Origin of the sequence: [Lactobacillus] rogosae (genome assembly GCA_900112995.1) — a bacterium.
GTDB classification, from domain to species: Bacteria; Bacillota; Clostridia; order Lachnospirales; family Lachnospiraceae; genus Lachnospira; species Lachnospira rogosae.
The window spans coordinates 11,660-33,025 of sequence record FONU01000027.1 but is presented as its reverse complement, the minus strand read 5'-3'; the positions used below and the strand labels follow the sequence as shown (position 1 = coordinate 33,025).

Annotated in this window: 22 protein-coding genes, 1 pseudogene and 1 riboswitch; of the genes and pseudogenes, 22 read left to right on the top strand and 1 reads right to left on the bottom strand. The window is 37.4% G+C overall.

Going from position 1 to position 21,366, the window contains the following annotated elements; all coding sequences use genetic code 11:
• From BM157_RS11415 to BM157_RS11390, 6 genes are all read left to right on the top strand, one after another.
• The coding region (locus tag BM157_RS11415) for an RNA-guided endonuclease TnpB family protein (protein ID WP_090141223.1) at positions 1–252 on the top strand (252 nt) is incomplete at its 5' end.
• Positions 253–409: 157 nt separating this feature from the next.
• On the top strand, positions 410–619 hold the full coding sequence (locus BM157_RS11410) for a DUF6219 family protein (RefSeq protein ID WP_090141219.1): 210 nt from the start codon (positions 410–412) through the stop codon (positions 617–619).
• A 3-nt stretch (positions 620–622) separates the two neighbouring features.
• Positions 623–1,078 carry a thioredoxin-dependent thiol peroxidase gene (gene bcp / locus BM157_RS11405; RefSeq protein WP_005604299.1) on the top strand — a complete coding sequence of 152 codons (456 nt, stop codon included), beginning with the start codon at positions 623–625 and terminating at the stop codon, positions 1,076–1,078.
• Entirely contained in the window at positions 1,078–1,827 is a 750-nt protein-coding gene (yaaA, locus tag BM157_RS11400; protein ID WP_090141217.1) for a peroxide stress protein YaaA, read from the top strand. Before bcp ends, yaaA begins: the two co-directional genes overlap by 1 nt.
• Positions 1,828–1,954: 127 nt before the next feature.
• Positions 1,955–2,362, top strand: a complete 408-nt coding sequence (locus tag BM157_RS11395) for a Fur family transcriptional regulator (RefSeq protein WP_055174441.1) — start codon at positions 1,955–1,957, stop codon at positions 2,360–2,362.
• Between the two features lie 82 nt (positions 2,363–2,444).
• The gene (locus BM157_RS11390; RefSeq protein WP_090141215.1) at positions 2,445–3,677 is read left to right on the top strand and encodes an HD-GYP domain-containing protein; all 1,233 of its coding nucleotides are present in this window, start codon (positions 2,445–2,447) and stop codon (positions 3,675–3,677) included.
• 145 nt (positions 3,678–3,822) lie between these two features.
• On the opposite strand, the pseudogene BM157_RS13105 reads toward BM157_RS11390, so the two are convergent.
• A pseudogene (locus tag BM157_RS13105) lies at positions 3,823–3,930 on the bottom strand (IS3 family transposase); the annotation flags it as partial.
• Between the two features lie 450 nt (positions 3,931–4,380).
• On the opposite strand from BM157_RS13105, the gene BM157_RS11380 reads away from it, so the two are divergent.
• From BM157_RS11380 to BM157_RS11305, 16 genes are all read left to right on the top strand, one after another.
• Entirely contained in the window at positions 4,381–4,917 is a 537-nt protein-coding gene (locus tag BM157_RS11380; protein WP_090141213.1) for an LOG family protein, read from the top strand.
• Positions 4,918–5,066: 149 nt separating this feature from the next.
• Positions 5,067–5,321, top strand: coding sequence for a cysteine-rich small domain-containing protein (locus BM157_RS11375; protein WP_055174446.1), 255 nt, complete (start codon positions 5,067–5,069; stop codon positions 5,319–5,321).
• 15 nt (positions 5,322–5,336) lie between these two features.
• The gene (gene cobI / locus BM157_RS11370) at positions 5,337–6,866 is read left to right on the top strand and encodes a precorrin-2 C(20)-methyltransferase (protein ID WP_090141211.1); all 1,530 of its coding nucleotides are present in this window, start codon (positions 5,337–5,339) and stop codon (positions 6,864–6,866) included.
• 64 nt (positions 6,867–6,930) lie between these two features.
• Positions 6,931–7,128, top strand: a riboswitch (cobalamin riboswitch).
• A 285-nt stretch (positions 7,129–7,413) separates the two neighbouring features.
• Positions 7,414–8,589, top strand: a complete 1,176-nt coding sequence (locus BM157_RS11365; RefSeq protein WP_090141209.1) for an ABC transporter substrate-binding protein — start codon at positions 7,414–7,416, stop codon at positions 8,587–8,589.
• 337 nt (positions 8,590–8,926) lie between these two features.
• Complete coding sequence (locus tag BM157_RS11360; protein ID WP_022502064.1) at positions 8,927–9,940, top strand: FecCD family ABC transporter permease; 1,014 nt, start codon at positions 8,927–8,929, stop codon at positions 9,938–9,940.
• The gene (locus tag BM157_RS11355) at positions 9,913–11,106 is read left to right on the top strand and encodes an ABC transporter ATP-binding protein (protein WP_318255962.1); all 1,194 of its coding nucleotides are present in this window, start codon (positions 9,913–9,915) and stop codon (positions 11,104–11,106) included. Before BM157_RS11360 ends, BM157_RS11355 begins: the two co-directional genes overlap by 28 nt.
• A 14-nt stretch (positions 11,107–11,120) precedes the next feature.
• Positions 11,121–11,753 (top strand): precorrin-8X methylmutase, encoded by a 633-nt coding sequence (locus BM157_RS11350; protein WP_172678512.1) that lies wholly within the window; start codon positions 11,121–11,123, stop codon positions 11,751–11,753.
• The gene (cbiD, locus tag BM157_RS11345) at positions 11,747–12,904 is read left to right on the top strand and encodes a cobalt-precorrin-5B (C(1))-methyltransferase CbiD (RefSeq protein ID WP_090141207.1); all 1,158 of its coding nucleotides are present in this window, start codon (positions 11,747–11,749) and stop codon (positions 12,902–12,904) included. The genes BM157_RS11350 and cbiD overlap by 7 nt, the downstream gene beginning before the upstream one ends.
• Before the next feature lie 85 nt (positions 12,905–12,989).
• Positions 12,990–13,736 carry a precorrin-4 C(11)-methyltransferase gene (gene cobM / locus BM157_RS11340; RefSeq protein ID WP_090141206.1) on the top strand — a complete coding sequence of 249 codons (747 nt, stop codon included), beginning with the start codon at positions 12,990–12,992 and terminating at the stop codon, positions 13,734–13,736.
• Entirely contained in the window at positions 13,733–14,800 is a 1,068-nt protein-coding gene (locus BM157_RS11335; protein ID WP_055174454.1) for a cobalt-precorrin 5A hydrolase, read from the top strand. Before cobM ends, BM157_RS11335 begins: the two co-directional genes overlap by 4 nt.
• Before the next feature lie 3 nt (positions 14,801–14,803).
• Entirely contained in the window at positions 14,804–15,523 is a 720-nt protein-coding gene (gene cobJ / locus BM157_RS11330) for a precorrin-3B C(17)-methyltransferase (protein WP_055174455.1), read from the top strand.
• A complete protein-coding gene (gene cobK, locus BM157_RS11325; protein WP_022502057.1) occupies positions 15,520–16,302 on the top strand; it encodes a precorrin-6A reductase in 783 nt (260 codons plus the stop codon). Before cobJ ends, cobK begins: the two co-directional genes overlap by 4 nt.
• Before the next feature lie 85 nt (positions 16,303–16,387).
• Complete coding sequence (gene cbiE / locus BM157_RS11320; protein WP_055306534.1) at positions 16,388–17,578, top strand: precorrin-6y C5,15-methyltransferase (decarboxylating) subunit CbiE; 1,191 nt, start codon at positions 16,388–16,390, stop codon at positions 17,576–17,578.
• Positions 17,575–20,076 (top strand): cobyrinate a,c-diamide synthase, encoded by a 2,502-nt coding sequence (locus BM157_RS11315; protein ID WP_090141204.1) that lies wholly within the window; start codon positions 17,575–17,577, stop codon positions 20,074–20,076. The genes cbiE and BM157_RS11315 overlap by 4 nt, the downstream gene beginning before the upstream one ends.
• Positions 20,070–20,609 (top strand): bifunctional adenosylcobinamide kinase/adenosylcobinamide-phosphate guanylyltransferase, encoded by a 540-nt coding sequence (locus BM157_RS11310; RefSeq protein WP_022502054.1) that lies wholly within the window; start codon positions 20,070–20,072, stop codon positions 20,607–20,609. Before BM157_RS11315 ends, BM157_RS11310 begins: the two co-directional genes overlap by 7 nt.
• A complete protein-coding gene (locus tag BM157_RS11305; RefSeq protein ID WP_090141202.1) occupies positions 20,596–21,366 on the top strand; it encodes an adenosylcobinamide-GDP ribazoletransferase in 771 nt (256 codons plus the stop codon). Before BM157_RS11310 ends, BM157_RS11305 begins: the two co-directional genes overlap by 14 nt.

Below are 21,366 nucleotides of genomic sequence, written 5' to 3'. Positions count from 1 at the left end.
ATAAGTGATGTATCATGGTATGAGCTGACAAGACAGTTAGAGTATAAGGCAAAATGGAATGGCAGGAAATACATCAAAATAGATACATTTTATGCTAGTAGTCAATTATGTTCTGTTTGCGGGTATCAGAATCCAGATACAAAAGATTTGTCAGTGAGGACATGGATATGTCCGAAATGCGGAGCAGAACATGACAGGGATATCAATGCCGCAAAAAATATACTGACAGAAGGATTAAGACAAATAGCATAAAGAAATATATAGGGCAGGGACTGCCCAAATTAACGCCTGTGGAGATAGTAGGTTACGAGGTCGATGAAGCAGGAAGCCTATTGGCTTAAGACAATGGGTAGTTCACAATAATAAATTGTTGTATTATGATGTTGATAATAAAATATGGAGGTGTATTATGAAAGCACATAAATATTGGTCAATTGGAGCAATAGTTACAATGGTTGGAACTTTTTATACAGGATATAAAGGGTTAAAAGCAGCACACAAATACTTTGCGTTTGGCTCTCTGATATGCTTGATTATGGCAGTCTATTCTGGTCAAAAAATGATTTCTGGCAATAAGACGACAAGAAAACAGATGGAATTGAAAGAAGTGGAGGAATAAAATATGTTAGAAGTAGGAAAAAAAGCACCGGACTTTGAATTGCCGGATCAGAATGGAGAAATGCATAAATTAAGCGATTATGCAGGAAAAAAAGTGATCTTATATTTTTATCCAAAGGATAATACACCAGGATGTACGAAGCAGGCATGTGGCTTTTCTGAGCGTTATCCACAGTTTACTGAGAAGGGAGCTGTTATTCTCGGAGTAAGCAAGGACTCTGTAGCGTCTCACAAGAGATTTGAAGAAAAATATGGACTGGCATTTACGTTATTAGCAGATCCGGAGCGCAAAGTTATTGAAGCATATGATGTCTGGAAAGAAAAGAAAAATTATGGAAAAGTATCTATGGGTGTAGTAAGAACTACATATCTTATTGATGAGCAGGGAATCATTATAAAGGCAAATGATAAAGTCAAGGCGGCAGATGATCCTGAAAATATGCTTAAGGAATTGGCATAATGAAGATTATTTTATCACCTGCAAAAAAGATGATTGTAGATACCGATAACTTAGCACCGGTTGAACTGCCTGTCTATATTGATAAGACAGCAGAAGTATTAAACTGGATGAAAAGCAAATCAAAAGAAGAACTGAAAGCTATCTGGAAATGTAATGACAAGATTGCAGAGCAGAACTTTAACAGATTGGAAAATATGGATCTTTATAACGGGCTTACTCCGGCTGTTTTAGCATATGAAGGGATTGCATTTCAATATATGGCACCATCTGTGTTTGAAATCCAGCAGTTTGAGTATTTGCAAAATCATTTAAGAATCCTGTCTGCGTTTTATGGCATTTTAAAACCAATGGATGGTGTGACTCCTTATCGTCTTGAAATGCAGGCAAAGGTTGGAATTGGAGATGCAAAAAATCTGTATGAGTACTGGAGAGACTTGTTATACCGCTCAGTAATCGATGACAGTAGGATTATCATTAATCTTGCATCAAAAGAATACTCAAAATGTATAGAAAAGTATCTGACACCACAGGACAGATATATTACGATTGTATTTTGTGAGTTATCCGGAGATAAATTGGTAACAAAAGGTACCTATGCCAAGATGGCTCGTGGTGAAATGGTCAGATTCATAGCGGAAAATAATATTGAAAATCCGGTGGAGATTCAGAAATTTGACAGACTCGGATATTCGTTTAGGTCTGATTTATCTTCAGATTCAGAATATGTATTTGAATGTAAAATAAAATAGTTATTCAGGTAAAAGATGCTCAGTTTGGAAATTTTTATAATAATGAGAATTATTACTATTTTCATTGACAACAGGATAATGGTGGTATATAATCCTTATTAAGAACTAATCCTAACAAGGAGGACAGATGACAAGTAGGAGAAATACCATTCAAAAAGATTTAGTACGAAACGCTGTGTATGAGATGAAAAGACACGTTACGGCAAATGAAGTGTATGAATTTATAAAAGAAGAATATCCAACAATTGGAAAAGGAACTGTATATAGAAATCTTGATATATTGGTAGAGGAAGGTGCATTAAGAAAGGTTGAAGTTCCGGATGGACCAAACCGATTTGATTTTACATTGAAAAATCATTACCATGTAAGATGTATAAAGTGCGGTGAAATTTTTGATGTGGATATGGATCAAATACCGGATTTGCTGGAAAGAATTCATAACACTCATGGAATTGAATTTGTGGATTATGATATTTCATTTAAAGGTATTTGCCCGAAATGCAGGGAGAAGGTAAAGGAGGAACAGTATGGATAGGAAAGCAATGTATAAGTTGAGTTATGGACTGTTTATATTGACCGCTAAAGAAGCATAAATGTATTAAGATAGGATTATACCAATGAAAGAAGAACTAAGTATAGATATCATCGGACTTGTAGGAGCCTGTTCTTATGCTTTGGACTGTATAGAAGCAGAGTTTGTAAATATCAAAAACAAACATGGAAAAAGAGTGGCTTATATAAGTATACGTATGGCAGAATATTGGAAAATTCAAGGTGATGAGTTACAAGATTTAGCCATGTGTGCTTTACTGCATGATAATGCTTTGACACAATATATTTCGGAAGAACTGAAAAAGGATTCCGTCATTAATTGTAAAAAAGATTTATCCGAGAAAAAAACAAATCTTCATTGTATTTATGGAGAAAAAAATATTACTAAAATTCCATTTAAAACAGATGTGTCAAATGTGATTTTGTATCATCATGAACATGCCGATGGAACAGGTCCTTTTCAAAAAAAGTGGAATGAAATTCCGTTGTTTGCAAGGATTATTCATCTTGCAGATACCATTGATATTATAGGAAATAACACAGGATCTGGAAATAACAGTTGGAATTTTATATGTCAGTTTCTTTTGAAAAATAAGGATGGATTATTCGATTCAGAATGTGTGAATGCCTTTTTTCATGCATTCACACATTTCGAATCTTTTACGTGTTTAAGTGATAATTCTTTTGAAATGAAGCTATGGGAGATTATCCCAAGACAAAAACAGGTTTTCGATTGGAAAACGTGTAAAAATGTCGCAGATTTTTTTGCAAAGATTGTAGATTATAAATCTTCTTTTACAAGCAGACATTCTATAGGAGTGGCTGAAAAAGCAGCTCTTTTTGCTCAATATATAGGATTTGATTCTATTAATGTGCAAAAAATGTATCTGGCTGGTGCACTGCATGATATTGGGAAAATGGCAGTAGACAATGAAATTTTAGAAAAACCGGATAAGCTTACGGATGATGAATTTTCAAAAATGAAAAATCATGCTGGTTATACATATATTATATTATCAGAAGTTGAAGATTTTGAAGAAATACGAGATTGGGCGTCTTTCCATCATGAAAAATTAAATGGAAAAGGGTATCCTTTTGGAAAAACCGCAGCTGAATTAAATGAACCGGAACGTATTATGGCATGTATTGATATTTATCAGGCATTAACCGAGGACAGACCATATAAGAAAGGTTTATCGCACGAAAAAACGTGTGAGATGCTCGATGACATGGCACAGAAAGGTTTTGTTGATTTTGATATTTCCAAGAAAATTAGGGAATGTTTTGGTGGAATCTAACATTAAAAACGAGAAAATATAGGAAATTCATGAGAAATGCTTTTGCCTATTATGATCAGATAGTATAGAACAGGTTCATAAAACAAATAAAACTGAAAGTAGAATTAATTTATGTATGAAATGAAACCAGAATAATATTTATGAATTAGGCTGAACGCATGGATGCTATCCTGTATTGCACAGGTGGCATCCATTTTGTCTTTGCCTGAATTCTTTTATTATTGTAGTAATCTATATATTCTTCAACAGCTTTTGAAAAGTGAGCACTAAATAAAATAGTATTGTTGATGCAATAAGAGACACTCTTGATTGCAATCCGGTATTTTAGGGAAATGTGGTAAGTGTAAATCAGATGATTGGCATTATGCTGGGAAGTATAGCTGTATTTGGAATTATTTATTATTTCGTGCCATTTGTTACAAAAAGCCGTGACAAGATAAATGTATCTTGATATAATTAAAGAAATAATTGTTGTAAAAAGCAGAGTATAGAGATTTGCGTTAAGTAATTTATTAAGTATCATTTTATAAAAGCGTGATTTTTACAGAATGGAGATAAAAGTATGATGTTAGAAAAAGGGCTGGAGAAAGATAAAATAGAAGCTGAAGCACTCTCTGAAAAAATGAAGCGATATTAATGAAGATAATTACATATCAGTGCCAAACAAATAACCTGAATTAATAAAGAATAGGTGGATAACAAAGTGAACATAACAGTGTATTTAGGAGCTAACAAAGGCATAGATGATACATTTTCAATAGCTGTAAGGGAACTTGGAAAATGGATAGGAGCAAATGGACACACTTTAATATATGGTGGTTCTAAGACAGGGCTTATGGGCGAACTTGCAGAAAGTGTGCTTATGGAAGGTGGCAGAGTAACCGGCGTTGAGCCACAGTTCTTTGTAGAGGCAGAAGTTCAGTATGACGAGATAACAGAACTGATTGTAACTAAAGATATGACAGAGAGAAAGACAAAGATGATAGAACTTGGTGATGCTTTTATAGCATTTCCGGGTGGAACAGGTACGCTTGAAGAGATAACTGAAGTTATGTCAAAGTTATCTCTTAACCAGCTTTCAGCACCGTGCATATTCTACAATCTTAATGGATATTATGACAGTATTAAAGAATTTCTGTCTCATATGATTGCAATGGGATTGTCAACTAATGAACGTCAGAAAGATATATATTTTGCATCTGACTTAACAGAAGTCGTGGCTGTTTTATCCCATTTTTAGAAAGGTTTGCTGATATATAAGAACTGGTATTATTAAAACATAAGAAATGCACAGTTTGAGTAACCAGCAATAAAATATTATTATGGTATTGCATTAAAATAGCGTGGCAGAGTATAGTATTAAGCATAATACATAAGGAGACAGATGTAATGGAGAACAGTTACAGGTATTTTAAGAATGACCAGTGTAAGTATTACCCTTGCCATAAGATAGAAGAAGGGCAGGATTTTAACTGCCTTTTTTGTTATTGTCCTATGAATTGTTATACTGATTGTCTGGGAACGCCGAATTATATAACAAGAGCAAGTGGAAAGCGTATCAAGGATTGTACCAATTGTACATTTCCGCATATTCCTGAGAATTATGATCATATAATACAATTTTTATCAAAGAAGATGAGATAAAGGATAAGAAATACGATGAAGAAAGCTATTTTAATTGTAAGTTTTGGAACAACTTATACAGATACAAGAACTAAGAATATTACAGCTATTAAGCAACAGGTAAGTATGCTTTATCCGGATACAATTGTAGAAGAGGCAGTATCAAGCACAATTGTAAGAAAGCATATGCAGGAGAAGGAACATATTAATGCGAAAAGTCCGCTTGAGGCACTTATAAGCTTAAAAGAGCAGGACGTAACACAGGTTGTTGTATTTCCAACACACGTAATAGACGGAATTGAGAATAACCAGATGAAAAATGCAGTAGAGGAGTGCAGGCATTTATTTAATAAGGTAGTTGTAGCTGATGCACTTTTGGCAAATGCTGATGATTATACAGATGTTGCCAAGGCTTTGTGGGAGTCGTTAAAAGAGCTTACTGGTAATTCAGTATTGATATTTATGGGACACGGAACAGAGCATATGGCTGACAGCAGTTACAGGGTAATGGAACAGGCGTTAAGGGAATACGCAGGAAAGCCTGTATATATCGCAACAGTTGAGGGAAAGAGAACAATTGAAGATGTAATTAGCGATATGAGAGAAGAAGGAATTGTCAACACGGGTGTTCTTCTTGCACCGCTTATGTTAGTTGCAGGCGACCACGCTAATAATGATATGGCAGGAGATGACGAGTCCTTTGCCACTATATTAAAAGCTAATGGATACACACCACAATGTGTTATAAAGGGTATAGGTGAATATCCAGCAGTACGTCAGGTGTATTTATCACATTTGCAAAAGGCAGTGAAAGCATTAGAAAATGTATCAGATACAGATAATTTGCCTGATAAAAAGAGTGGAATATTATATGGCATTGGAGTGGGTACAGGCAATCCTAAGCAGATGACATTACAGGAACTGGAAGTGATTAAGTCGTGCGATTTAATAGTTATTCCAGCAGTATCCAAGGAAGAATGTTATGCGTACCGCATAGCAGAGCAGGCTTGTAGTGAAATTTCCACGAAGCCAGTTTTGTGTATGCCGTTTCCTATGATTAAGGATGAAGGAAAGCTTGAAATTTCACATAATAAGATATATGAAGCAATTGAAGAATATCTTTATCAGGGTAAGAAGATTGGAATGATTACAATCGGAGACCCAAGCATATATTCTACATATATGTATATGCATAAGCGTGCGAGGGCTAATGGATGGAGGGCTGAGATAGTAAGCGGAGTTCCGTCATTTTGTGCTGTTGCGGCAAGGCTTGGCATATCTTTAGGCGAGAAGGGCGAAGAGATACATATTATTCCATCATCAGATAATATAGAGAATACATTTTCATATAACGGAACACTTATATATATGAAGTCAGGAAGAGGTCTTAAGCAGTTAGTTAAGGCACTGCGCGCACGACAGGAAGCAGGAGAAATGTATGAGATAAATGCAGTATCTAACTGTGGAATGGATAGTGAAAAGATATATCACAGCCTTGAAGAACTTGAAAATGCTGATGTATATCTCACAACCGTTATAGTAAAAAGAAAAAAGAAAAACAATTGAAATTAATAATTGCATTTCTAGTAATAATATGAAATAATGAACGCTGGATATAAATCCAGATGATAACGAAATAATCACTGTAAGCGAAGTACGATAAGTATTTCAGGGAATCAGGTGTGAATCCTGAACAGTTCCGCTGCTGTATACAGGGAGGCGATATCCATATATGCCACTGGAATAAGCTTTATATAAGCTGTTCTGGGAAGGCGGATATTGCTTATGATCTGTGAGTCAGAAGACCGGCTTACAGGCAGAGTTATAATAGTCGTTGCGAGAACAACAGACTATTGTTTTTTATGCAATAGGAAATCCTCTGGAATTTCCTATTGCATAAAAAGCCCTCCGGGCAGGTTCGTACTGCGGCGGTAATGTAGATGCCGCTAAAGCGTCCCGCCGCAGGCGGAGAATCCTGCGAAGCAGGATTCTTTCTTAGGCAATTAGGAAGTTTTATTCCGGATTGTGCAAGACACATATGTGTCTGTTCCTTTTCTGCTGATAATAACGTAATCATCAAAGTACTTCATAAGAAAAGAAAAGGAGAACGAAAATGAAGAAAAAAAGATTTCTGTCACTTCTGCTCACAATCGTAATGCTTGTGTCTACACTTGCAATGAGTGGATGTGGTACACAGAACCAGTCAGCTAATGGTAACTATGATGGAGAACTTGTGTATGACCATTCAATGGAATTACAGTATGCAAAGCTTTTCTCTGTAGATTATTACAAGGGCGGTTATAAGCTTATTACAATAACTAACAGAGATGAAGATACGGCAATTGTATCTAAGCAGTCAAAGCTTTTACTTGTTCCAGAGGGAATGTCTACACCATCAGGAATCGATTCTGACACTGTAGTATTAAATGCACCTGTAACTAATATGCTTGTATCATCTACACCAGTAACATCACTTATGAGCGCAAGTGATTGTCTTGACAGCATAAGCCAGGTTACTTACGAAAAGAAATCGTGGTATATAGATGCAGTTAAGCAGGCATTTGATGATGGAAAGCTTACTTATGTTGGCGATTACAAAGCACCTGATTATGAAACAATAATAGCAGGAGCACCAACACTTGCAATATTCTCAACAATGCTTACAAGTGTTCCAGATGTAGCAGAGAAGTTAAAGGAATTAGGAATTAACTATATATTGGACCAGTCTACATATGAAGATCATCCATTAGGAAGAGTAGAATGGGCTAAGCTTTATGCGGCACTTTGTGATAAAGAAGAGTCTGCAACACAGATGTATAATGCACAGGCAGCATATGTAGATACTCTTTCAAAGGCTGAAAATACAGGTAAGTCAGTTGCAGTATTCTACATTACATCTAAGGGCAAGCTTTATGTAAGAAATGCAGGAGATTATCTTGCACAGATGGTAAATATAGCAGGTGGTAATTATGTGTTCTCTGACCTTAATACAGATAAGACAGGAACACAGGAGATGGGTATCGAAAGCTTTTATGAGAAAGCCAAAGATGCAGATTATGTAATCTATGTATGGAATCTTGGCGGTAAGCCATCAACACTTAGTGATTTCACAGGTTATAACAGTGTTCTTTCTGATTTAAAGGCTGTTAAGGATGGAAATGTATGGTGTACAACACCAGATTTCTTCCAGATTGCAGATACAATCGGAAGTATGATTAACGATATCAACCTTATGTTAAATGCTGATTCCAATACAACAGAGCTTACATATTTAAAGAAGTTAAAATAAAATGATGAGTGAGGGACATTCACCTCATAAAATCTGTTTGTAAAAGTGACTGTCACATTAAGTTATAATATGACTACTTCGTAGTCACTTAGAAGTTTCTTCGAAACTTCGGATGCGTGGAAAATCAACGCAGGGCATATGATATAATATGACTACTTTGTAGCCACAATGCACTGAAAACCGTGCAGAGCATATGGTATTATACTTAATGGGGCAGTCATTTTGCAATAATATTAAAAATGCAATGATATTAGAATTACAATAATATTAGAAATGCAATAATATTAAAAATTACAATAATAACGCAAATTGCAGTAATTATCAGAATGGAGAAAATATGCAGATAAAACAGATACTCCGCTACCAGCTTGTATATATACTGCTTGCAGTATTACTTGTTGTGGCGGTTATATTAAATATTAATACAGGTAATATCCATATATCTCCTGCGAGAATTTTCAGAATTATATTTTTAAAGGGTGATATGGGAACACCTGAATACAATATTATCTGGAAAATACGACTTCCACGATTATGTATGGCGGCTATTTTGGGCGGTGCTTTGTCATTGTCAGGATTTCTGTTACAGACATTTTTCAGAAATCCAATAGCAGGACCATTCGTGCTTGGGATTTCATCTGGTGCGAAAATGTTTGTTGCAATCACAATGATATTTCTTTTAAAGTATGTATCAGGTATGCCGCTCTGGGCACAGGTTGCGGCGGCATTTGTCGGTTCACTGCTTGCAATGCTTTATGTACTTATATTTGCTAATAAAGTTAAGAGCATGTCTATGCTCCTGGTTGTGGGAATTATGATTAGCTATATATGTTCTGCAATAACAGACCTTTGTATTACATTTGCGAATGATTCAGACATTGCCAATCTCACACACTGGGCTATGGGAAGCTTTTCAGGAAGTTCGTGGCCAACAGTAAAGCTTGCGGCTGTAGTTGTATTTCCAACAGCAGTTATTACATTTCTTTTTTCTAAGCCAATCAGCGCTTATCTTTTAGGTGAGGGATATGCGCAGAGTATGGGAATTAATATAAAGTTCTTCAGGGTATGTATTGTACTGCTTTCGAGCCTCCTTTCAGCTTGTGTTACAGCACTGGCGGGTCCTATATCGTTCGTTGGAATTGCAGTTCCACATATTACAAGATTATCACTTAAGACAACAAAGCCGATTGTTACAATTCCTGCAATATTCTTATGCGGTTCGGTGTTTTGTATGTTCTGTGACCTTATTGCAAGAACAATATTCTCACCATCAGAGCTTGCGATAGGAACAGTCACAGCAGTATTTGGTGCACCGGTTGTTATATGGCTTATGGTAAAGCAGAAGAGATAATTGTTGTAAGGAAATGGAAAGTTGAGAAATATATGGAACAGATATATGTACAGACAGAGGATTTAAGTGTAGGTTATCACGGAAAAGTGCTTCTGTCAGATATAGCACTTAAGGTTAATAAAGGTGAAATCCTCGTATTAATCGGACCTAATGGTGCAGGAAAGTCTACAATAATAAAGAATCTTATAAAGGAAATGAGTCCTATAGGTGGCAATATATATATAAAAGGCAGGAAAATAAGCAATTACACAAGTAAAGAATACGCTAAGACTATGTCTGTTGTGCTTACAGAAAAGATTAAGACCGAGATGATGACGTGCCGTGATGTTGTCGCAATGGGAAGATATCCGTACACTAATTATTTTGGCAGACTTACCAAAGAAGATGAACAGATAGTAAATGAATCATTAAAGAAGGTATCAGCAATTGATATAGCAGATAATGATTTTTCACAGATTAGTGATGGACAGCGCCAGAGAATTATGCTTGCAAGGGCAATATGCCAGAAGCCTGAGGTCATAGTGCTTGATGAGCCGACTTCATTTCTTGACATAAGACATAAAATTGAGCTTCTGGATATACTGCAGGAGATGGCTGTTAATGATAATGTCGCCGTTATTGTATCTTTACACGAAATAGAACTTGCGGCTAAGATAGCAGACTATGTTATGTGTGTTGGTGCAGATAGAAAGATAGAATTTGGAAGACCAGAAAAGATATTTACAGATGAACGCATAAGCAGCCTTTACGGAATTACACACGGAACGTATAATTGCATGTATGGAAGTACAGAATTAAAGAAGCCGGAGGGCACACCGAAGGTATTCGTAGCTGGCGGTGCTGGAACTGGAATATTAATATACAGGGAATTACAGCGTATTGGTATTGCATTTACAGCAGGGATTCTTTATGAAAATGACTGTGATTATCCGATAGCCAAAGCACTGGCGGCAGATATTGTCACAGAGAAAATGTTTGAGCCTATAGGAAAAGAGACATTAGATAAAGCCTGTAAAAGAATTGATGAGGCAGATTATGTTATAGATACAGGCTGTCCAATCGGCAGTATTAACAGTGCAATGAAAGAATTATTAGATTACGCAGAAAAGAAGAATAAGAGAATTCTTACAAAGCCAGACATAGATACAATGAAATCATTATTCTAAGGAGAATAGATATTATGAAACCAATGGATATTGAAAAAGAGTCATTTGCAATAATCGAGAAAGAACTGACAACTGATATTCCAGCTGAATATAAGCCGGTTGTCAAACGTGTTATTCATACAACGGCGGACTTCTCATACGAAACAAGTATGACATTTTCCAAAGGAGTTATAGAGGAAGCACTTAAAGCTATTAGAGAGGGCGTGGATATTGTTACTGATACCAATATGGCAAAGTCAGGAATAAGCCATAAAATGGCAGAGAAGTTTTCCTGTTCGCTTAATTGCTATATGGCAGACAGTGATGTTGCAAGTGAAGCTGCAAAGCGTGAGGTTACAAGGGCGACAGTCAGTGTGGAGAAGGCGGCAAAGGATAATCCAGACTGTATTATGGTTGTAGGTAATGCACCAACAGCACTTATGAGAATAAGAGAGCTTTATGATGAGGGCATATTTGTGCCAAGACTTGTTATTGGAGTTCCGGTTGGTTTCGTAAATGTAGCCAGTGCAAAGGAAGAGATTATAGAAAGCGGAATGTCATATATAGTTGCAAGAGGCAGAAAGGGCGGAAGCAATGTTGCCGCCGCCATTATGAATGCACTGTTCTATATGGCGGCAGATGATGATAAAGAGTGGCGCAGATGTTAGAAAGATATGTATACAAAAATCAAAAGAAAATGCGCTGCGGATATACAACAGGAACCTGTGCCTGTGCCGCCGCCAAAGCTGCGGCATATATGCTTCTGTCAGGCAGGGAAGTAAAAGAGATTAAAGTGATAACTCCTATGGGAGTATCACTTACACTTCCGGTTATTGACATAGATATTAAAGAGGATAAGGTAATATGTGCAATTAAGAAAGACAGTGGGGATGACCCTGATGTGACCAATGGAATAAAGATATATGCACAGGTTACTTATGTTAAAGAAGATATAATGAGAACTATAAATACTGACGGGGTAATTGTAGATGGTGGAATAGGAGTAGGACGTGTTACTAAGAAGGGCTTGAAATGTGCTGTTGGAGAAGCGGCAATCAATCCAGTACCTCTTAAGATGATTAAAGAGGCGGTAGCAGAGGCAGCAGAAAGTTATTCTTATGAGGGAAGCCTTAAAGTTATAATATCATCACCCAAAGGAGTTGATATTGCCAAGAAGACGTTTAATCCGAACCTTGGAATTACAGGGGGCATATCAATTCTTGGAACAACAGGAATTGTAGAGCCTATGAGTGAACAGGCACTTATTGATACAATTAAGACAGAGATTAATATGCACATAGCACAGGGAGAGAAAGTGCTTCTTGTTGCACCGGGTAATTATGGACAGGATTTTCTGCTTAATACACTTAATATTGAGCTGAAAAGAAGCATAAAATGCAGTAATTATATTGGCGATACAATAGATATGGTGTGTGATGCAGGTGCTAAGGCAATGCTTCTTGTGGGGCATATAGGAAAGCTTGTAAAATTAGGTGCAGGAATAATGAATACACATTCCAAAGTGGCAGACGGACGAATGGAAGTTCTGTCAGCCTGTGCAATAAGGGCAGGTGCAGATAATGATACAGCATTAAAGATACTTGATTGTATTACGACAGAGGCGGCACTTGAAATTTTGAAGAAATCAGACATACTAGAGAAGACTATGTATCAGCTTACGCTTCGTATAGAAGATGTATTGCAAAGAAGAAGCAGTGGCAAGATAGTAATTGGAGCAATTGTATTTTCAAATGAATATGGAATATTAGGGAAAACACCGGCGGCAGATAAGCTGTTGGAACTTATAAAAAGCAGTTAAAAATCATAAAAAGCAGTTAAATTGTGAATTATGTATGATAGACATAAATTATGAATTAATATAGAGCAGACACAGGAGAATAAATATGGTAAAAATAGTCGGAGCAGGACCGGGAGCGAAGGATTTAATTACAGTCAGAGGTATGCGTATGCTTAATGAAGCGGATGTAATTATATACGCAGGTTCACTTGTAAATGAGGAATTATTAGAGTATGCAAAGAAGGATTGTGAGATATATAACAGTGCATATATGAACCTCAGGGAAGTTATTGATGTGATTGTAAAAGCAGAGGGCGAGGGAAAGAATATAGTGCGCCTTCATACAGGAGATCCGTCATTATATGGTGCAATAAGAGAGCAGATTGAAGAACTTGCCAAATACGGAATTACCTGTGAGATATGTCCTGGAGTGAGCAGTTTCCTTGCAGCTGCATCGGCAGTTAAATGTGAGTATACAGTTCCAGATGTAGCACAGACAGTAATTATTACAAGAATGCCGGGCAGAACCCCGGTTCCAGATAATGAGAGCATAGCAAAGCTTGCACAGCACGGTACATCAATGGCTGTATTCTTAAGCTCATCACATTTAGAGGAACTTAAAGAAGAATTATATAAAGGAGCATTTACACCAGACACGCCTTGTGCGTTATGTTATAAGGTAAGCTGGGAAGATGAGAAATGCATACGCACAACATTGAAAGATCTTGACAGTGAAGCAAGGAAAGCAGGCATTACAAGAACTGCACTTGTATTGGTCGGGGAATTTCTTGGGGACAAATATAGTTTTTCTAAATTGTATGACCCAGAGTTCACTACGGAGTATAGAAAATGAGAACAATTATAATAACCTTCACACACGAGGGGATGAAGGTAGCAAAGAAAGCCAGTGAGGCAATGGACGGTGAAGTAATAATATACTGTCACCAAAGATGTGCAGATACTTATAAGAATGAGGCAGTACCATTTGTGGCAGTTGGAAGTGTTATAAAGAGCGAGTTTGCAGTAAGTGACAGAATATTATTTGTGTGTGCTGTTGCAATAGCTGTAAGAACTATAGCACCATACCTTAAAAGCAAGGTTACAGACCCGGCGGTGCTTGTTGCAGATGAGGGCGGAAAGTATCTTATATCACTTCTATCAGGTCATATTGGCAGAGCTAATGAGTGGTGCAGTAAGCTTGCTGTCAGGATAGGTGCAATGCCGGTAATTACTACAGCGACCGATGCAAGAGGAATGTTTGCAGTTGATATATTTGCCACGGAACATAATATGAGAATAGTTAATCCGGTTATGATAAAAGACATATCAGGCAGGATATTAAATAATGAGCCTGTTGGAATAACAGGCAATGATAAATATAAGAACCTGTTAAAAGTAACAGAAGAACGCTGGAACGGACAGATTAAATATACTGATAATAGTAATAATGAGTATGAAAGCGGTGTACAGATAATTACAGGCAAAGACGATAAAATAGTATTTAAGCGCACATTAAAGCTTGTACCACAGGAGCTTGCTGTAGGAATTGGCTGTAAAAAAGGCAAGTCAGCACATGAAATAGAGCGGGCTGTCAAGAAAACATTTGATAAAGCAGGGCTTTTGCTGGAAGCAATTGCTGTTGTGGCTTCGGTTGACAGAAAAGCAGATGAAGCAGGAATAATTGAATTTGCAAGAAAATGTAAAGTGCCATATAAGACATATACGCCTGAATATTTAAGAGATGTTGAAGGTGACTTTGTATCTTCAGCTTTTGTTGAAGAACAGATAGGTGTAGGAAATGTATGTGAACGCAGTGCGGGTGCCGCGTCTTCTGGTGGAGAAAAGCTTGTAGGAAAGACAGCAGATAACGGAGTTACAGTAGCTATTTACAGAGTGGCACAGAAAAATAAGGAGTAGATTATGCTTAAGATAGTAGGTTTTGGAAGCGGAGCAAAAGATAATATGACACTGGAGGCATCAGCCGCAATAGCTGGTGCTGACCTGATAGTTGGATATACTACATATGTTGATATATTAAAGCAGTATTTTCCTGATAAAGAGTACTATTCAACTAATATGATGCAGGAAAAGGAACGCTGTCAGTATGCAATAGATACAGCTAAAGAAGGAAAAGAGGTAGTGCTTGTATGCAGTGGAGATAGCGGTATATATGGTATGGCAAGCCTTGTATATGAGCTTGCAGAGGATAATCTGGATATTAAGGTTATATCAGGTGTAACAGCCGCAAGCAGTGGTTCAGCCTGCCTTGGTGCACCATTGTCACACGATTTTGCGGTTATCAGCTTAAGTGACTGTATGACACCTTGGGAGCTTATTAAGAAAAGAATAAAGGCGATGGCTGACAGCGATATGGTAATGTGCATATATAACCCATCAAGCCGCAGAAGAAGCGGATATTTAAAGGAAGCCTGCGATATTGTATTAAAGGTACAGTCACCGGATACAGTGTGCGGTTATGTAAGAAACATAGGAAGAGAGAACGAAACTACAGGAATTCTTACATTAAAGGAGCTTGCGGATTTTAAAGCGGATATGTTTACAACAATATACATAGGCAACAGCCATACTAAGGTAATTAATGGGAAAATGGTTACACCAAGAGGATATAAGGTTGTATGAGAAAGACGATAATGCTTTTTGCGGGGACAACAGAGGGCAGAAAGTTATGTGAATATCTTACAGGAAAGAACTGTGACACTTATGTATATGTAACGACTGAATATGGCAGGGAATTACTGCCGCAGGCTGATAATGTGCATATACATACTGGTAGAATGGATGAGGCTGATATGCTAAAGGAGTTAGAAGCTAAAAAGCCATATATAGTTATTGATGCCACGCACCCATATGCTACACAGGTTACACATAATATTAAAAATGTGTGTGACAGCAAGAACATTTCTTATGTGAGGGTATTAAGGGAAGATAATGACAAAAAGCCAGAGTTTAAGTCAGATAACATTACATATGTTAAGTCAATAAAAGATGTAGTAGAACTACTTAACAGTGAACAGCATAATAGTAAAAATATTCTTATGACGACAGGCAGTAAGAACATACCAGAGTATGTCTATATTACAGATTATAAAGAGAGAGTATATTTAAGGCTTCTTCCTAATCCTGAAATGTTACAGAGTGCAATAGAAGCAGGGATTATGCCGTCACATTTAATAGGTATGCAGGGACCATTTTCACAGGAATTAAATGAGGCAGTAATAAGACAGTTTAATATAGGTGTTCTTGTGACAAAGGAGTCTGGCAGTAATGGCGGATATGAAGAAAAGGTGTCTGCCACAGAGAATACAGGCATTGACTGTATAGTAATAAAACGTCCAGTAGAAGAAAATGGAGTAAGCCTGCCAGAGCTTATTAAATATCTTAAGACAAAAGGGTTATAAAGCCTAAAAGCTATGTGGTTTTAGAGTTATAAAGTTTTAGGAAAATGGCTGTCTATAATGTTAATGAATTAAGGTGGAGTGAATAATGAAAAGGGTAATTATAGCTGGTGTGGGGCCGGGCAGTAAAAGCTGTCTTACAGAGGAAGTAAAGGAAGCAATTGATAATTCAGAGGTGCTGATTGGTTCTAAAAGGCTGATAGAAGAATACACAGATAAGAAGACATTTTATGCAGTAACAGCAAAAGACATAATAGATATTATTGATAATGAAAATGCCAATAACTACGTTGTGCTTATGTCAGGTGATACAGGCTTTTACAGCGGTGCAAAGAAGCTTGCAGAGGCACTTGCTGGAAAGTATGAATACAGCATTATGGCAGGTGTATCTTCTGTAATATATCTTGCGGCAAAGATAGGAAAGTCTTGGGAGAACGCAGCTTTTGTAAGCCTGCACGGTAAGAAACAAAGCTATATACCTGTAGTTTTACAAAATGAATTGACATATTTTCTGACACAGGGAAATGTATCACAGATATGCCAGGAGCTTTATAAGGCAGGACTTGGACAGGCACATATATGGATTGGTGAAAATCTTTCATATGATAATGAGAAGATAACTAATGGAAATGTGTCTGAATTTACTGAATATATTTCAGAAGGACTTACGGTATTGGCAGTTTATAATGAACATTCGCGTGCATTTTCAATAACAGGAATTGCTGACAGCAGTTTTATCCGTTCTGATGTGCCGATGACGAAAAGGGAAATCCGTGCAAGCGTTGTAAGCCGAATGGCGGTATCTAAGAATTCCTGCGTATATGATATAGGTGCAGGAACAGGCTCTGTCACAGTGGAGCTTGCACTTCACGCACTTTACGGAACAGTGTATGCAGTTGAGAGGACAGAAGAGGGCTGTAGTCTTATAGCTAAAAATGCAGAAAAATTCGGACTTAATAATATAGAGATTATACACGGCAATGCGGCGGCTGTTATTGATAGTCTGCCAGTACCCGATAAAGTATTTATTGGTGGAAGCGGTGGAGAGTTAGAATACATTTTCAGCAGTATTCTTAAGAAAAATCCATATGTCCATATTGTGGTTACGGCAGTGACATTAGAAACACTTAACAATACTATTTCATTAATGGAAAAGAATGGTGTGAATGTCCTTGATATAGTCCAGATTGCAGTGACAGAGGTAAAGAAAAGGGGCAGATATCATATGATGTCTGCGAATAATCCAGTATTTATTATAGAAGGAAGAGGTGCAAAGTGAGCCGTATAATGATAGCAGGGACAGGCAGTGGAAGTGGCAAGACAACAATTGTCTGCGGTCTATGCCAGTGTTTTAAAGATATGGGACTTAATATATCAGCGTTAAAATGCGGGCCTGATTATATAGATTCTATGTTTCATTCGCGTGTGTTAAATATGAGCACAGGTAATCTTGACAGCTGGTTTTGTGATAATGCAACAATAAAATATCTGCTTGCAGGTAAAGAGGATAAGAGTGATATAACTATTGTAGAGGGAGTTATGGGCTACTATGACGGACAGGGCTTTAGCACAAAGGGAAGTTCTTATGAGATAGCAGACATTACAGATACGCCGGTTATTCTTATAGTGAACTGCCGTGGAATGAGTAATTCAATCGGCGCAGTTGTAAAGGGTTATCTTGGATATGAAAAGAACAATAATATCAAAGGTGTAATCTTTAATAATCTTTCAGACAGGTTATATGGTAATGCCGCACGCATAGTTAAAGATATGGGGATAGAACCACTAGGCTATATGCCATATAAGAAAAATGCTGTGCTTGAAAGCCGTCATCTTGGTCTTGTGACCTCGGCAGAGGTGGAACATTTTCAGGAAAAAATCAACAGTATTGCAGAGCAGATGAGGGAAAGCGTTGATATAGAAGGAATACTTAGAATTGCAGAAAATGCTTCAAAGCTGGAAGCCATACATAAGAGCATAGATAAAAAAGATGTAAGGATTGCAGTTGCAAAAGATGAAGCTTTCTGTTTTCTTTATGATGATAATATAGATTATCTAAGGCAGTGCGGTTGTGAGATAGTGTATTTTAGTCCACTTGCAGATAATAAGCTTCCGGATAATATAGACGGGTTGTTACTATATGGCGGTTATCCAGAGCTTCACGCCAAAGCGTTGTCAGAAAATGTATCAATGAGGAATGATATTGCAAAGAAGATAAAAGAAGGACTTCCCTGCATAGCAGAATGTGGAGGATTTCTTTATCTGCACGAATACTTAGAAACACCAGAAAAAGATAAATATCCTATGGCGGGAATTATAAAAGGAATGGGATATAATGCAGGAAGACTACAGCGTTTTGGCTATATGACGCTTACGGCAAAGAAAGATACATTGATTGCCTCTGCAAATGAAAGCTTTCGTGCACACGAATTCCATTACTGGAATAGTGACTGCCCTGGTGAAGATTATGAGATAAAGAAAGCTTCAGATAACAGTATAGCATCAGCCGGTTATGGAAGTGATACGTTGTATGCTGGATTTCCACATATATATTTCTATGGCAATGAACAGGTGGCAGATAATTTCATAAATGCCTGTGTCCGCTATAGAAAGAATTATAAAAAATATAATGACAGGCTTGAAGGTCATGATATTAAAAGTTTTATTCCAGAATTAGGTTCTGATATTAAAAGTCTTATTCCAGAACTGTCAAAGATAAAGGCAAGCAGTAAAGATAGTGTACAAAAAGCACGTAGTCATTGGAATGGGATAGCAAAGCCACTGCACGGACTTGGACTTATGGAGGAAATAATAAGCCAGATAGCAGGAATCGAGCATACAGCAGATGTCAATATTGACAGACGTGCTGTTATTGTAATGTGTGCAGACAATGGCATAGTTGAAGAAAGTGTTACCCAGACAGGACAGGAGGTAACCGCGATAGTGAGCTGTAATATGGCAGACGGAATATCAAGTGTATGCAGAATGGCGGCATATGCCAATGCAGATGTTATTCCTGTGAATGTTGGAATTGCCATGGATACGCTTGAGGACGGAACAGATGTAGGAACTTATAAGGGGCTTGTCAATAAGAGGGTTATGTCTGGAACTAATAATTTCCTTAAAGAGCCGGCAATGTCAGAGGAACAGCTTATACAGGCTATATATGCAGGAATTACACAGGTTAAGGAGTGTAAGGAACAGAGGTATAATATTCTTGCAACAGGAGAGATGGGAATAGGCAATACAACCACAAGCACGGCACTTGCCTGCATACTTTTAAATCTTGAGCCACATATGGCAACAGGCAGAGGTGCAGGGCTTGATGATAAAGGTCTTAAGAAAAAGATAGAAGTTATTACCAGAGCTAAAGAAATGTATGGAAGCTGCCAGGACAATCAATTAACCCTTTTACAGAATATAGGCGGACTCGATATTGCAGGGCTTGTCGGAGTATATATTGGTTGTGCACTTTATGGAATACCTGTTGTTATAGATGGTGTTATCTCGGCAGTTGCGGCACTTATTGCAGTAAGGTTGAATAGTCAGATTGGTGATTACATAATAGCTTCACATCAGGGAAAAGAGCCTGCGATGAAAGCTCTGCTTAACGAACTTGGAAGGAAGGCTGTTATACACGGAGAGCTTGCACTTGGAGAGGGAACAGGTGCGGTTATGATGTTTCCACTTCTTGATATGGCTTTGCAGGTGTACAGGGAAAATACTACATTTGATGATATACGCATAACTGCCTATGAGGATTACGAAAAATGTTGATTATGGTTACAGGAGTAAGCGGCAGTGGCAAGTCAGAATATGCCGAGCAGATAAGCTGTCAGCTTGCAAAGGACAATAAAAAATATTATGTGGCTACTATGTATCCATATGGAGAAGACGGCAGAAGCAGGGTTAAGAAGCACAAGCTGCAGCGTGATGGCAAAGGCTTTGAAACGATAGAGCAGTATCAGAATATAGGTGGTGCACTTAAAGGATGTAAAAGAGATACAAAACCGGTAGTATTGGTTGAGTGTATGTCTAATCTTCTTGCTAATGAATGCTTTGAAGAAAACGGACATCCAGATAATATATTTGCTGAATGTATGCAGTTGTATTCAGAGTGCAGTCACCTTGTAATTGTGACTAATGAAGTGTTTTCAGACGGGTGTGAATATGATGATAGCACAACTGATTATATAAGACGGCTTGGAGAGCTTAATGTAAAGCTTGCAAAGGCAGCAGACACAGTTGTTGAGGTTGTATACACTATTCCTGTAGTATTAAAGGGGGATATCAGTTATGTCGGTAATTAAATCATTGGTAATTGCATTTTCAATGTATTCTAAAATACCAATGCCGCATTTGGAATTAGAAGAAAAAGATATGAGATATGTAATGGGCTTCTTTCCGTTAGCAGGTCTTGTTATAGGTGCAGTCATATATGGCTGGGTGTATATCAGCGGTCTGCTAAATGTGCCGGATATCAGCAGGACACTTGTTCTTGTAGTAATTCCTGTACTGATAACAGGGGGAATACACATTGACGGCTATATGGATACAAGTGATGCACTTAATTCATATGGCGACAGGGAGAAGAAGCTGGATATATTAAAGGATTCGCATATTGGAGCATTTGCAGTTATAAGATTGCTTATGTATTCTGCGGTATATTATGCGGCGGAATATATTATTGTGCAGAAGCCAGATAATATGAGACTTTTGCTTCTGGCACTTACGTTTTATCTGTCAAGAATTATAAGTGGTCTGGCAGCAGTTAATTTCCGAGGAGCAAGGAACAATGGAATGTTGCATACATTTACAAGTGCAACAGCAGTAAAATGTGTAAATGTAATGCTTGCGGTACAGTTAATTATATGTGTTATACTTATGTGCCTTTGCAGTGTTACAGGTGCTGTTGTAGTTATCGTTGTGGCATTCGTGGTTTTATTGTATTACAGATATATGGCATATAAGCAGTTCGGTGGAGTGACGGGCGACCTTGCAGGGTATCTGCTATGTGTAAGTGAACTGTGTATGACAATAGCTGTTGCTGTTATAGCATTGCTTTAG